Annotated in this window: 17 protein-coding genes and 1 pseudogene; 15 read left to right on the top strand and 3 right to left on the bottom strand. The window is 56.9% G+C overall.

Features of this window, described 5'->3' with window-relative positions:
* The 4 genes from O2S87_RS16320 to O2S87_RS16305 all read left to right on the top strand — a co-directional run.
* A partial coding sequence (locus O2S87_RS16320; RefSeq protein WP_475409827.1) for a hypothetical protein occupies window positions 1-447 on the top strand: 447 nt, incomplete at its 5' end.
* A 172-nt stretch (window positions 448-619) separates the two neighbouring features.
* Window positions 620-901, top strand: a complete 282-nt coding sequence (locus tag O2S87_RS16315) for a DUF8136 domain-containing protein (RefSeq protein WP_475409826.1) — start codon at window positions 620-622, stop codon at window positions 899-901.
* Window positions 898-1329 carry a hypothetical protein gene (locus O2S87_RS16310; protein ID WP_475409825.1) on the top strand — a complete coding sequence of 144 codons (432 nt, stop codon included), beginning with the start codon at window positions 898-900 and terminating at the stop codon, window positions 1327-1329. The genes O2S87_RS16315 and O2S87_RS16310 overlap by 4 nt, the downstream gene beginning before the upstream one ends.
* Window positions 1322-1567 (top strand): hypothetical protein, encoded by a 246-nt coding sequence (locus O2S87_RS16305; RefSeq protein ID WP_475409824.1) that lies wholly within the window; start codon window positions 1322-1324, stop codon window positions 1565-1567. Before O2S87_RS16310 ends, O2S87_RS16305 begins: the two co-directional genes overlap by 8 nt.
* Before the next feature lie 320 nt (window positions 1568-1887).
* On the opposite strand, the gene O2S87_RS16300 is transcribed toward O2S87_RS16305, so the two are convergent.
* On the bottom strand, window positions 1888-2472 hold the full coding sequence (locus O2S87_RS16300) for a hypothetical protein (protein ID WP_475409823.1): 585 nt from the start codon (window positions 2470-2472) through the stop codon (window positions 1888-1890).
* Between the two features lie 274 nt (window positions 2473-2746).
* Window positions 2747-3190 carry a type IV pilin domain-containing protein gene (locus O2S87_RS16295; protein WP_475409822.1) on the bottom strand — a complete coding sequence of 148 codons (444 nt, stop codon included), beginning with the start codon at window positions 3188-3190 and terminating at the stop codon, window positions 2747-2749.
* Window positions 3191-3945: 755 nt separating this feature from the next.
* On the opposite strand from O2S87_RS16295, the gene O2S87_RS16290 reads away from it, so the two are divergent.
* Entirely contained in the window at window positions 3946-4242 is a 297-nt protein-coding gene (locus O2S87_RS16290; RefSeq protein WP_475409821.1) for a ribbon-helix-helix protein, CopG family, read from the top strand.
* Window positions 4178-4390 (top strand): hypothetical protein, encoded by a 213-nt coding sequence (locus O2S87_RS16285; protein ID WP_475409829.1) that lies wholly within the window; start codon window positions 4178-4180, stop codon window positions 4388-4390. Before O2S87_RS16290 ends, O2S87_RS16285 begins: the two co-directional genes overlap by 65 nt.
* Window positions 4391-4558: 168 nt before the next feature.
* Here the strand turns inward: O2S87_RS16285 and O2S87_RS16280 are convergent, their stop codons facing one another.
* Entirely contained in the window at window positions 4559-4837 is a 279-nt protein-coding gene (locus O2S87_RS16280; RefSeq protein ID WP_475409820.1) for a hypothetical protein, read from the bottom strand.
* 220 nt (window positions 4838-5057) lie between these two features.
* Here O2S87_RS16280 and O2S87_RS16275 point away from each other — a divergent pair, with 220 nt between their 5' ends.
* From O2S87_RS16275 to O2S87_RS16235, 9 genes and pseudogenes are all read left to right on the top strand, one after another.
* A complete protein-coding gene (locus tag O2S87_RS16275) occupies window positions 5058-5678 on the top strand; it encodes a hypothetical protein (RefSeq protein ID WP_475409819.1) in 621 nt (206 codons plus the stop codon).
* The gene (locus tag O2S87_RS16270) at window positions 5675-6403 is read left to right on the top strand and encodes an FxLYD domain-containing protein (protein ID WP_475409818.1); all 729 of its coding nucleotides are present in this window, start codon (window positions 5675-5677) and stop codon (window positions 6401-6403) included. The genes O2S87_RS16275 and O2S87_RS16270 overlap by 4 nt, the downstream gene beginning before the upstream one ends.
* A gap of 9 nt (window positions 6404-6412) precedes the next feature.
* A complete protein-coding gene (locus O2S87_RS16265; protein ID WP_475409817.1) occupies window positions 6413-6829 on the top strand; it encodes a DUF8161 domain-containing protein in 417 nt (138 codons plus the stop codon).
* A 44-nt stretch (window positions 6830-6873) separates the two neighbouring features.
* Window positions 6874-7236, top strand: a pseudogene (locus O2S87_RS16260) (DUF7718 family protein); the annotation flags it as partial.
* Window positions 7237-7338: 102 nt separating this feature from the next.
* Complete coding sequence (locus O2S87_RS16255) at window positions 7339-7494, top strand: hypothetical protein (protein WP_475409828.1); 156 nt, start codon at window positions 7339-7341, stop codon at window positions 7492-7494.
* Between the two features lie 92 nt (window positions 7495-7586).
* Window positions 7587-7889 carry a DUF8108 domain-containing protein gene (locus O2S87_RS16250; RefSeq protein WP_475409816.1) on the top strand — a complete coding sequence of 101 codons (303 nt, stop codon included), beginning with the start codon at window positions 7587-7589 and terminating at the stop codon, window positions 7887-7889.
* Between the two features lie 368 nt (window positions 7890-8257).
* Entirely contained in the window at window positions 8258-8449 is a 192-nt protein-coding gene (locus O2S87_RS16245; protein ID WP_475409815.1) for a hypothetical protein, read from the top strand.
* Entirely contained in the window at window positions 8446-8973 is a 528-nt protein-coding gene (locus tag O2S87_RS16240) for a hypothetical protein (protein ID WP_475409814.1), read from the top strand. The genes O2S87_RS16245 and O2S87_RS16240 overlap by 4 nt, the downstream gene beginning before the upstream one ends.
* A partial coding sequence (locus O2S87_RS16235; protein WP_475409813.1) for a hypothetical protein occupies window positions 8966-12497 on the top strand: 3532 nt, incomplete at its 3' end. The genes O2S87_RS16240 and O2S87_RS16235, both read left to right, overlap by 8 nt.

Genomic DNA, 12497 nt, shown 5'->3' with positions numbered 1-12497 from the left:
CCGACCGCCGGGGAGGGCCGAGTGATTCGGACCTACAGCGACGGCGAGCGGGAGGTGATCGACGCCGCCGAGGACCTCGACAGTTGGCGAACGAAAGACCTCGCCGAGCAGGTGTCGGTCGGGGAGCGACAAGTGTTCAATATCCTGGATCGCCTCGCCGAGCGGGGAGTAGTCGCCCGGGAGTTCGACGGCCGGGGATACGTTTGGCAGAACGACGGTTTACATGAAGTTAGTGACCACGGGGAGGTTGAACTAACGCCGGTCGATCTTGACGACACCGACCCCGAGGCGGTTCAAGAAATAACACGTAGTAGTATCTATACGTGGGATTTCCGCAACTCGGCCACCGAGGACGGCTCGGGAGGTGGCGAGCAGGGACCGACACCGTCGACCGCCGCCGAAAGTGGTTCGACCACGGGAGACGCGCCGCCCGATCCCGCCGACTAACCCTCTCGGGACGTCAAACCTCGCCGGTCCGATAGCGACGCTTAGACCCAAAATAAGCCAGCTACTAAGTGGTAGATAGACGTATATTAACGCATACCAGCATGACCGAGTTACCTATGTCAGACACGGCAAAACGGCGTCTTTGGCGTTTGAACCCCTGGGGTGTTACGCGGTGAGTACCGACGCGAGGACGGACCCCGCCGAGGGATCGCCTGCTGGGACCAACACGACCGACTACCAGGCTATGCTTGACACGTTAGACGTAGCGATTGATGAAGCCAAATTTAAAGTTGAAAACGGTCGGGTTCGATCCCCCGAGAACGAAAAGGTCCGTATCAAATGGGTTCGGGCTCTCGCCTACGCGGTAAACGTTCGTCGACAGGTAGCCAACGACCGGGACTTAGAGGAGCTCGCCGAGCAGGTCGAGCAACTGAAAGACCAATACAACCAATGACCCGACTGACAAAACGCCAACTCGAAAAGGAATTAGACGGCCTCACCGACGAAACCTCCGGTGGGGCTCCGTTAATGGTACTTCTTACGGGCTTCAATCACGCCACAGACGGCGGGATGGCCACACGGGATGAATCACCCCACCCAGAACTAACAGTTCAAGCATGGCCCGACAGCGACCGACACGACGAGCTACATATCGCGGTCCCGAACGTGTGGCCCAATGGCTACCCAGACGTGGGAGTTCTAATGATTCATGCGTGTGGTTCTGTCACCGACACCTGGCCCGGTGAGTCACTCGAAGGTGAGAACAGCGTATTAGCGTGTGAACTGTGGGAGGAATTAGACGACGACGACCTCCGGCGTGAGTACGAGATTAGACGAGCGAACGACGACCCCATACCACCAATACTCGAAACCTATGCGTAAGACCAAACGCGGGATTAGGAACGAACTTGAGGAGCTGAAGGGTGGCCCGGTCGGTGACGTGAGTATTCACAGTTCTGTGGTGACTGTCACCGAGGATATGATAGGCGACCGCGGGGGGCTCGACGACGGGGAGGTATCCGAACCGGAGCCACCGGAGGGCTACCAATTTGGCGACGAGATACCCACACAATCGCCTGTAGTTGTGTGCCATGAGTTGGAACCGATACCGGAGCCATAGTCGGGTTATTGGACCGATGAAAGTAGCGTCCCTAATCCCACACGAACGCGGCTGTATGGATACCATGACCGGCGACGTTTACCCTACTGTTGAGGCCGTCAAACCACACGTCGACCACGTCGAATTTCACTTAGTTGGCTGATTGAGGGGGAGGGGGTAACCCCCACCCTATGCGCGAGCGTGCGCGAGGCGGTGACACGACTACATACAGTCGCAAAACAGGGGGTGCATACACGCGTTTGTAGTACGTTCAAAGCGGGTTTGAACGGTATGTTTGAACAGCACATAGCGCTAATTATCGAGTTCTACCGTATATTCGCTCACTCGTCAAGATTGAGTGCTCGCATTGCCGCTGCGGAGACTGTGACACCGCGCTCACCAGCTCTTGCTGATTCTCCGGTTACGGATTCAATCAACTCGGCAATTGCACGATGGAACTCCGGTGGTTGTTCACCTTGCAGGTAACTTGTCGCTTTCTGTCTGTAGTTCACTCCTCGATGCAGAACATATGCCTCTAAGAATGCTGTATGCCCTGTAATATCCATTTGGTCGAGGAACTTCGGAACCGACACAATATCATTACGTCCGCCCGCCGGACAACCATATGCGACCATCATCCGCCCAAGGATTGTACCGTATTGCGTTGGAACGATTTCGGTTGCACGATCGGTTGCGTCTGTATGCCGTGTGGTTGTAGAAACCCCAAGTTGCCGAAAGGCTGGCTCTATCGTTTTTGTCGAGACGCGTCGCCCCTCACAAACACTCGGTGTATAGTTTCGTTTGGCGATTGAACCACCTCCAAGTAAGTGACCCATAAGACTCGCCAACGCTACAGCGATATCGCCAGTGGGGTTCAACCAACCTTTATTTTGTGCGACGGTTATGGCACGAACCGCATCTGGCATTCCAGGGTTCTCACTGTCTACCCACCCACGAATACGACTCCGTGGAAGCTCTACCAACGTTGACAGTGCTTGAGAGCCCTTATTCGGGTTCCTTGCCGCAACTCGCTGTACGCGACGGTAATCTCTGACCGCATCGTATGAGTCGTCATAACTTGGGTGGTTGTACGTGCGAGCGAGGCGCTTCTCACCCGCTATTATGTTTCGTTGAGTGGTCATTCGCTAAGAAAAATGTATGTAGGACTGCGGAACAGCAAGAGATGCTGTATTATTATGCCTACGCACTCGCTAGATCAGCGTCTTCAGGTATGTCGAATGTCCCAATGACACTACTGCTGCCACCAGTAGTGACGGTCACACGTACGGTTTCTCCCGCATCATTTTCGTCAAGATCTTCAACCGTTCGCTCACTGCCTGCTGAGAATTCATCCCCGTCGCTGAACACACCGGTTTTCTCGGTTCCTGCTATCGTTACCTCAAGATCATCGTCGTCAATCGTGTCACCGCCACCATGGGATATGGTTAATTCATCATCAGTTTCATTCAAATCAAAGTCGATGGTTGCTTGCGGGGTAGACTCAACGCTATCACCAAACCCGAGGACGAACGTTCCAATCACAGCCGCCAAAATTACAGTGATGGCAACCATGAGAATAACCCCTATGACAGGCGATACAGCCCTTTCATCGTTGCTTTTCCCGAATATGCTTGTGAGTTTCATAAGTTTGTTTGAACCTTTTCAAGGAAGTGGTAAGCTTAACCTAACTTCTTGATACAAGTTCGTTATACAAAAAGAGCATATCCAGCATTAAAAAGGTTGGTAAAAAGTGTCTATGACATATTAAATTTTCACTGCCCTAGGTGATCGCCAGCCTCAATCCAGTATTTTACTAACACATAGGGCGATAACGATTTTTATCGTCTCATATGAACCACGGCAAAACCGACAGACGGCTCGGCGGTCGGCAAGATAACAACGGAAACGCGGTGTGTGCGACCGGCAAGAGTTGCCAATCCGACTAACCAATCTGATACAAAACGGCTGGGGTGGGCCTCTGACCGGCGAGTGTAAAACAATCAGTTGGATAAATGTCTCTTTTGGTAGTGACAATAACTATGAAAAAGGCGCTCGGCGATTAGTTCGGGAGTTCGTCGACCGAGTACTCCGGGAGGTTGGTAGTCGCACCGACTCCCACCGATGCGCGAGCGTGCGCAAGGACGGAGGCCTCTTTGTAGTTGGTAAGTTGTAGATCGTCGACTCCCCGATTCGACCACGTGCAACTACAGCGGAAATGCGGGGTGTTCAGGTTAGTTGTATAACACGATTGCTTAGCTGTTTGTCTATTATGGACACACCGTTCAGTTACCCATAATCACATGATGTGAGTACCTCTCTTTTTGTACTCATATCAGGGCGGCTAAGCAAGAGGCCAGAATCAACCGACAATAGTTGCCAATCCGACTAAGCAATCTGGTATGTTTCGACGAAAACCGGCCTTTTCTGGGTGTCACTGTCTGACGTGGTTTTATCGAGATGTGATTAGAACACGCCGGGATATGGAACAGATTACGCTCCGTATCCCAAAGGATACACTCAATTCGCTTGAGGAGGAGGCCGACAAACACGGCGTAACACGGTCCGAACACATACGGGATGTGCTCGAATCACGCAACGAACACAGCGAGGACCGACGAATTACGCTCAAAGGTGGATTCGCTCAAAAAACAATGCGAGGAACTACAGAGCGACTTAGAACAGGAACGGAACCGTAATCGGCTGATTCTTGAGCAACGTGAGGAACACACGGAGTTAGTGAAGTACGTTCAAGAGGAGAGATCGCAAGAACAGCGGTGGCGTGAGGCCGGGCTGGGAACGCGTCTCAAGTGGCGGTTGTTCGGGATGGATACCGACGACGAGTAACGCGGCTCCTCGATCCAAACCTAGACTAACACCAAGTGACCGGGTCCTCTTGGTGTCGACTTGGTTCTCACTAACCGTTCACTAACCGTTTACTTGGTTCCTCTTGATGGCAAGAGAGGGCTGGCTGGGGAAGGACTGCTCCCCCGGCGATCTACAAAGAGGCATCCGTTACAGCTGGTCGACCGAGTACTCCGGGAGGTTGGTAGTCGCACCGACACCCAGCCCGCGGGATCGAAGGGCCTCGGCGACGGCCGACCAATCGGACACGTCGGCAAAGCCGACCAACTCTCGCCCGGTTTCGGCCTCGCGCCCGAGGTGTGCTCGGTATTCGGTTTCGACCTCAAAGACCAACAACCCCGAGCCGGTGTCGGCGACGGCGACGTTATCCGCGGGGAGTTCGGCGTTCGATTCGACGGTTTCAATTTCGCTGGTTTCTGTTGTCGACATGGGTTTTTGTCCATCAGAAGCCCGGCCTCGGTGTCCTACCACCGGGGCGTTTCTACAACGCCCGAGTGACCACACTTCCTTACTACTACCTTAGAAGGTATTAACCATAAAGGCATTGATGGCTCTCTAAACAGAAATTTTGGTGGTTTGTACCTTAGTAGGTACCAGTAGTACCTTAGAGGGGATGCCTTTTAGGGAACCAATACCGTAGTAGGCACTAATGCCTGATAACAGTTCCAAAGGCGGCCGAAAGCCGAGAGTGACCGACCAAGACTTACTCGACACCTTTCGGTCGACGGCCGATCCCGTCCTTTCGACGGCCGAAGTAGCCGAGGCGGTTCCAATCAAACGCCGCGGTGTATTGAATCGGCTCCGGTCTTTGGAGGATACTGGAGAGCTCGAGAGTAAACAGATAGGCGGCCGAAATACAGTGTGGTGGCTCGCCGAGGACGTCCAACAGACGCCGCGAGATTCGGTCGACAGGATGCCGGACCCTGGAAGCGGTCAAACACCCAGCGACACACCAACGGTGCCAACAGAGGGCGAGAAACGCCGAGATCAGGCGGTCGAGATCCTCCGCGAGATGGACTTACCGGGGAGTGGTGAATCCCGAGAGATTCGAAACGCCGCTATCTTGGAACTATACGACTACCTCCGGGAGCATGGATCGGCGAAACGGTCGGAGTTTGAAACTCACCTCGACCAAGAGGGCGTCGACACGGGATACGCGGGGTTTTCCTCACTATGGACCAATGACGTCAACAGAGACGGGGCTCTCGCGGCTCTTCCAGGTGTCGTGAAACCAGGGCCGAGCGAACATATGTGGAGGCACACTGAATGAGTATTAAACGTCGAACGTTCCTCACGACGGCCGGTGCAATATCGATAGCAGGGTGTACCGACCTTGAACAAGGTTCCGGGGGGAACGAGAGTGTGGGAGATACAGAAGAAGAACAAAACGAAAGTGAGCAAGAATCAGAGGGGGATAATGAGACCGATGAGTTGTCAGAAGACGACTCTATTGGAGACAGTGACTCCGTCGACATTGAACTGTCTCAAGAGGAATGGGAGAATGAATACACGATATCGTTCTTTCTTAGAAACACAGGTGACGTCAGCGTAACTGTCGAAGCGATCGTTCGGTGGTTCGATGAAGAAGATAGGTATTTAGGCCGAGATACGATATCAGCGCCACTGCTCGGGGAGGGAAAGACCTGGCAACCTTTCGTCGAATCCTCGACCCCATTCGAACCAGACTCTTACGAGATTGATGTACGTGGGGCGAACCTATCGTCTGACTCTCCTGATTCTTTTGAGATAGAGGATACTGAGGTAAACCCCGATGAATCAACAATAACGGGTGTCGTTCACAACACCACTGACCAAGAACAATCAGCGACTGTCGCTGGTTCCGTCTATGACGGCGGGTGGTTGAGTTATACTGGAAGTGAGGTAGAGAATAATATCCCGCCCGAGACCTCCTGGCGGTTTCAAATTTCGGTATCGAATGTCGACGCTGAAGAATCCGATATTAGTGACGATTTTGAAGTCTATGTATGGGAGTAAAGGAATCTAATGACCGAGGACACCGTCGACCCGACTGATCCGCGCCCACCCGGACACTACGGCCGGTTTCGTAATTCGCCCTGGTATTATGTGAACGACGACCTCGCCTCGACGATTATACTCGGGCCAGCCACCGACGCCGAGCCCGGCGACGACTGGATACTGTCGTTTACCACCGAAGGGGCAACCACCGAGGACCGAGAGCGGATATGTGTTCGACTCACCCCCCGAGCCTTGCATGAGTTGTATATTGAAACGAAAGACCTCTCCCCCGACGCCCGACAGGCGGGCCACACGGCCGAGTGTGACCTATGTGGCGAATCCGTACCATTAGAAAAGGCGATCCCGAACCCACGAGGCGAACCCGTGCACAAACACTGCTATGTCGACGCCTACGGTGGGCCGGAGTGGCTCAAAGACTATTGACGCGTTCGGGAGAGACTAAGTAACGGCTCTAAGAAAACCCGACTATGCCGATCCCCTCTCTCCCGTCGGGGTATGACGTTGCGAAACACGTCGGCGCCGTGCGCCCGGATTGTCACCTTACGGTCGGGTTTGACCGAGACCACGGCCGAATCCCGCGGTTTCTAATTCTACTACACTATCAACCCGACACTGACCCAATTCGGTGGACAGAGCTCGCCCGGATGGACCACAACGAAACCGCCACATTAGGACACGACGTGTATAGCGAGGGGTTACATGTCGACATATCCCGGCGGAACGGGAGGACCGTCCATATTGACGTGTCACACGCCCCGCTGCCAGCGAACCGAGGGGTGGTGATTCGAGCATGTGTCGACTACTTCAAACGATACGCTGGGTACTTTATCGACGTGTACGAGGGTGACCGTTCGCCGGGATACCCGCCCCGGTGGCCGGACGGGGGCGAACCATCACGTACGCTTATCACGTCGAACCCAGTACACACAGGTATGAACCGCGAGGAACCCCCCGAGGAAATTCTCTCTGTCGACGAGTTAACCGACGTGCTCGCCGACGAAACGGGATCGACGCCCGAGCAGATCGAGCAGGGAGCCGAGCACCTCCACATCGCCCCACCGACCGAGGCGACTGTCGTCGACGAGTAACCGCTTTCATTCATCCTGGTAAATCCTCACTCCCGATAGTCGAGAGTGACCTCCGACCGAATCTTTCTAACAACTCGGGTGTGAGTTCGACTATGAGAGAAGTCGTCGACACCGAGCAGGAATTTGAGCAGGCAGTCTTTGACTACCAAACCGCCGGGTGGGATACGGTCGACCAGGCACAGAGGCGAGCCGTCCTCGAACGGGGGCTTCGGGGGAACTGGGCATGGCACATTCTGTATTTCATCCTGGCCCCAATCTACGGAAACGCGGTGTACTCGGCCTACCGCCGATACGACCGACCCGAGCGGCTCGTTATCCGGCGACGGATGGACGCCGACGAGGGACCCGACCCGTGGGACGGCGAAACTGGTCGACGTAGTGACTCAAAGGAATAAGAAAACGGTAGGGAGGACCCACCAGTTGGACGATTTTACCTAATTACGCAAATGAGTTAAAACCCGGGGGTGCTGTAGCTCAAGAGTGTAACAGCATTTGGGGAGTAATCGACGCCACCGACGACGCCGAGGGACCCTCCAGTTGGACGGTCTAAGGTTGCGGGTGACTCAATATAAAGTTGTCCTATTTTTTGACTACCCTTTACCAGTATAACAAGACTGACCCCCAGCCGAACGCTTTTGTCTGTCGGATTGAATCGTATAAGTAGCCGAAGCCCGCCCGCCGAGGACCCTTCAGTTGGACACTGGTTTCCTCGGCCTTCACCGCTTAGAGTAAGCGGTGTTTGTGGCCCTTCGGCGTTCAAAGAATGAACGCCACTACAACGACCGACAGACGCCGACGTATTGACCCCGACCACCTCGAAGCGAGCCCGTCGAAAGGGGCCGAGGCGGTCGCAAGAGCCAATCATGCAGTCTACGGCCTCGGCGAACCCGAACCGAGAGCGACGTGTAGACCTAACGACGCCGACCTGAAGGACTTTTTCGGTGTTTCATCATGAGCAGTAACAATGACGACCACGACGGCACATACACACGACTCGCCGAGGAAATAGCTGGGGACGCTAAAAAAGAGGCTTCTCCCGAAGTGATCCTCGGTGAAATACAGAAGCTCCAACAATACGAAATCCCGATAGGCGCGACTGAAAAGACAATACGGAAAGCATACAACGCGTATACCCCCCCCGAAATTGAGATTCCTGTAACAGGTGACGCGGTCGGTATTCGAACCACACACGGTGATATTATCATTGGTCGGGCGGTGACGCCAACCAAAAGACCGGAGGACCTGTTTAGTATTGCCGATGCCCAGATCGGGGACAGTGCCGAGGACCTTTCCCCAATGTGTGAGACGTATGCCAACCCGAGAGTAACAGAAAACCTGACAGTTTTAGTGGTCGACCACGGAAGACACGACGAATACCGACTCGGTGAGTTGGCGGCGATAGAAACGGGAGTTGTTGTTGACCCGGATGGGCTCCTGGACGGCAGGAACGATCAGGGGGCGGGGGTATACCATGTCTAATGACGCTGAGAGCGTTCGGTCGCAACTCGCCGAATACCTCCGATTGAACCCGGACACCTCGGCAATTGGAGCGGTTGGGGCAGTCGGAGCCAACCCGTCAAAATGGATTGACCCCATCGAGCAGGCACTTACGACCGACCAACCGCATACCTCGCTCCGAACGCCCGAGCTTAACCAACAGTCGGACACCGAGGACGGGGAGGTGTTGGTTAAAGACGCCAACGCCGAGCAGTCGCCCGACCCCCCCAGCGAGGATCCCGCTCCCGAGGACGAAACCCCTGGATTAGAGGCGGGAAAACAGCCGTCCTCGACGGTCGAGACACCCGAAAACACACGAAGCGACCTTTCGGCGTTTACCGACGCGGTCGACTATTTCCATAGCCAACTCGACGCCGACCTATCGAACATTGATACCGTCGAGTACGACTCCCCGCGGGAGCACTACCGCGAGGGGCGAGGGTGGTCGAACGAAACGATTGATTCGAAGCGGCTCGGTTGGGCTCCGGCGAGCGACACCGGCCTACTCGACCACCTCATGCAGAAGGGATACGACCGCGAGGCGATCCTGTCGACGGGGCTGTTTTGGGCCAACAGTTTGGAGCCGATATGGAAGGGCCGGTTCGTCCTCCCGTATCTCGACGCCGAGGGGCGACCGACGTTTGCGATTTCACGGCGAGCAGGCGACGGCCACCCAGCCGACCGAGCAGGCGACTACGGCGACGGTCCCTCAAAGTACCACAAACTCCCCGTTTCGGCGATTGATGAGTGTACCCAAGAGGAACCGATATACGGTGTCGACACGGTCGAACCCGGCGAACCCGCCCTAATCACCGAGGGGATCGCCGACGCCATTACGGCACACCAATCAGGGTATGCGTGTCTCTCGCCGGTGACGACCTCATTCAAAAGTGGCGACCGAGAGCGGCTCGCCGACCTACTCATCGACGCCGGTGTGTCGAGAGTGTATATCGTAAACGACGCCGAGCCGCCGAAGGGATCGCTCCGGGACGCCGAGGACGCCGAGGGATGGGACCGCCTACACGTCGAACAATTCGGGGAGGGCGTTCGGGGAGCCGTTCGAACCGCCGACCACCTTACCGAGCAGGGCCTCGACGCCCGGATCGGGGAGCTCCCCCAGCCCGCGAGCCAAAAGGTCGACCTCGACGACTACCTAATCCGGTGGGAGGGCGACCTCCGGCCGATATTGGCGACCGCGAGAGCCGTCGAGGACCACCCAGCATACGACCCGAGGGACGCCGCCCTCGAAGCCGCCGAGGCGAGCCGGGGCGACGGTTCGACCGACCGATCCTCCGGGAGTGGCTCGGAGTTATTCGACCTCGACATTCGGGAGGTGACGGGCCTCGGCTGGGGATACCGCGGGACGAACCCGCTGGGCCACCACGGCGACAGTGAGAATTACTTTGTTCTAATTGAGGACCGCGGCCTCGCCTACGATTTCAAATATAAGAAGGCATACAACGCCCTGACGTACCTGCTCGTCGACGACGGGGAGCGGGACGCCGCCCGCCCGAACGGTCGGCTCGACGACGGCGAGGTATTCACGGCATGGAACCACGCCAAAGGCGAGCGACTACTCCCAAGCGACGACCCGATCCCGAGGCGAGCCCTCCGGCACGTCGCCCGCGAGGCGACCGATTGGGACGGCGAATTAGTCGAGCACGAAACCCGCGAGGGCGACACCTTCGACGGCCTCCCGGCCGACGTTTACAATGCGACTCTTGAAGCGATCCAGGAGGACTACGGCCTCGACCCCGGACGGACACCCAGCGGGACGGGCAACGCCGACACCGAGCCGCGAGCCTTACTCCCGCCCGCGGTTCGGGACTTGACCGGAGCGACGACCGGCTGGGATTGGCGACACACCGCCGAGCAGGGCGACGGCTCCCTAACTGTCGACGAGGCTCGGGATCGAACGACCGAGGCGATAGCCGACGCCTACGGGAGTGGCGACCGAGTACTGATTGAAGCCCTCCCGACAATGGGGAAAAGCTACGGTTCGATCAAAGCCGCCGCCGAAACCGGCGAGGCGATTACGGTTCTCACCGGGCGGGGGCATAAAGAGCAGTACGGCCAATTCAAACAATGGGCCGATGAGTTGGGCCTCTCCTACTACCAACTCCCGAGTTTCAAGCGACACTGTGAGACGGCGAACGGCGACCACGGGGCCGAATGGGCCGACAAAGTCGACCGATGGTACGCCCGCGGGGCGACCCCCCAGCAGATACACAAAGCCGCCGAGCACGTCCTCGGCGACCGGCTCCCGTGTCAACAGGACGGACACACCTGCTCCTATACGGCGAAATGGGACTTCAATCCAGACGACTACGACGTATTGATCGGCCACTACTCACACGCCTACCGAGCCGAGAAGGTGGTTCACGGTCGGTCGGTGGTCCTCGACGAATTCCCAAACGCCTACGAAACGATGCTGGGGGCGAGACTGCAGGGAGCAGTATCTTACTGGTTGGATACGACGCCGGGAGTTCCGTTCGACAGTTACACCGACCTACTCGAAAACCGCGAGGACGCCGACCGCCGGGGAGAGGCTCTCGACTGGTTCGACCAACAGGGTGTCGACGCCGATGAGGGCCACGTATTCGACGACTCAAAGGCACACGCCGCGGCTCCCTTAGCGGTGTTTACCCTACTCACCGGGGAGGACCTCGGTAATGGGTTCGAAGCCGCCGACCTCGGGGGAGTTGGCCTCGGGGCGTTCGACCGCAACAGTGGCGAGGTGTCGGTCCTCCGGCCACCGAACCTACAGTATGCAAGTGCGGTGGTCGGCCTCGACGGGACGCCGACTAAGCAACTGTGGGAGCTCTCGCTCGGGGGGCGACTGAACCACCGCCGAGTACTACAGGGAGCCGAACGAACCGAGTACATTCGGGACGCTTTGAACCTGAATATCGTTCGAACCACCGAGTACGTGAAACCCTACAACTCGGCCGACCACGTTCACACCGACGCCGACGCCGCCCTGCTCGAAGCGATCCAGGAGGAACACGGCGAGCGGCCGGGCCTCATTACGACGGCGACCGCCGAAACCGAATACGGCGAGGACGTCCAGGACCTCGTCGACGAAACGAAACACTACGGAAACGTCCTCGGGAGCAACCAATTCAAGAGTAAGCGGGTGGGGGCGGTGATAGGGTCGAACCACTACGGCGACGACTACCTGAAAAAATGGGGTGCATACGCCGGAGTGGCGGTCGAACGGGGCGACGAAAAGGGCTCGGGGCTCTCTTACGGATCGTTCGGCGACCGAGTACTAACCCATATGCGGGACCACGACACCCTACAGGCGGTAATGCGGTTCGGGCGGGACGCCGCCGGAGCAGTGGTGTACGTCCATACCGATACGCTCCCCGAGTGGGTTCCGACCGCCGGGGAGGGCCGAGTGATTCGGACCTACAGCGACGGCGAGCGGGAGGTGATCGACGCCGCCGAGGACCTCGACAGTTGGCGAACGAAAGACCTCGCCGAGCAGGTGTCGGTCGGGGAGC

It is taken from the genome of Halohasta sp. A2 (assembly GCF_056175805.1).
This window is presented reverse-complemented; position numbering and strand designations above follow the sequence as displayed.

Excerpts from the sequence above, each read along its gene's own strand:
- O2S87_RS16270 (WP_475409818.1), top strand. The coding sequence starts at position 5,675 with ATGAGTATTAAACGTCGAACGTTCCTCACGACGGCCGGTGCAATATCG.
- O2S87_RS16265 (WP_475409817.1), top strand. The coding sequence starts at position 6,413 with ATGACCGAGGACACCGTCGACCCGACTGATCCGCGCCCACCCGGACAC.
- O2S87_RS16280 (WP_475409820.1), bottom strand. The coding sequence starts at position 4,837 with ATGTCGACAACAGAAACCAGCGAAATTGAAACCGTCGAATCGAACGCC.
- O2S87_RS16295 (WP_475409822.1), bottom strand. The coding sequence starts at position 3,190 with ATGAAACTCACAAGCATATTCGGGAAAAGCAACGATGAAAGGGCTGTA.
- O2S87_RS16300 (WP_475409823.1), bottom strand. The coding sequence starts at position 2,472 with ATGCCAGATGCGGTTCGTGCCATAACCGTCGCACAAAATAAAGGTTGG.
- O2S87_RS16275 (WP_475409819.1), top strand. The coding sequence starts at position 5,058 with ATGCCTGATAACAGTTCCAAAGGCGGCCGAAAGCCGAGAGTGACCGAC.
- O2S87_RS16240 (WP_475409814.1), top strand. The coding sequence starts at position 8,446 with ATGAGCAGTAACAATGACGACCACGACGGCACATACACACGACTCGCC.
- O2S87_RS16255 (WP_475409828.1), top strand. The coding sequence starts at position 7,339 with ATGAACCGCGAGGAACCCCCCGAGGAAATTCTCTCTGTCGACGAGTTA.
- O2S87_RS16310 (WP_475409825.1), top strand. The coding sequence starts at position 898 with ATGACCCGACTGACAAAACGCCAACTCGAAAAGGAATTAGACGGCCTC.
- O2S87_RS16290 (WP_475409821.1), top strand. The coding sequence starts at position 3,946 with ATGTTTCGACGAAAACCGGCCTTTTCTGGGTGTCACTGTCTGACGTGG.
- O2S87_RS16245 (WP_475409815.1), top strand. The coding sequence starts at position 8,258 with ATGAACGCCACTACAACGACCGACAGACGCCGACGTATTGACCCCGAC.
- O2S87_RS16305 (WP_475409824.1), top strand. The coding sequence starts at position 1,322 with ATGCGTAAGACCAAACGCGGGATTAGGAACGAACTTGAGGAGCTGAAG.
- O2S87_RS16250 (WP_475409816.1), top strand. The coding sequence starts at position 7,587 with ATGAGAGAAGTCGTCGACACCGAGCAGGAATTTGAGCAGGCAGTCTTT.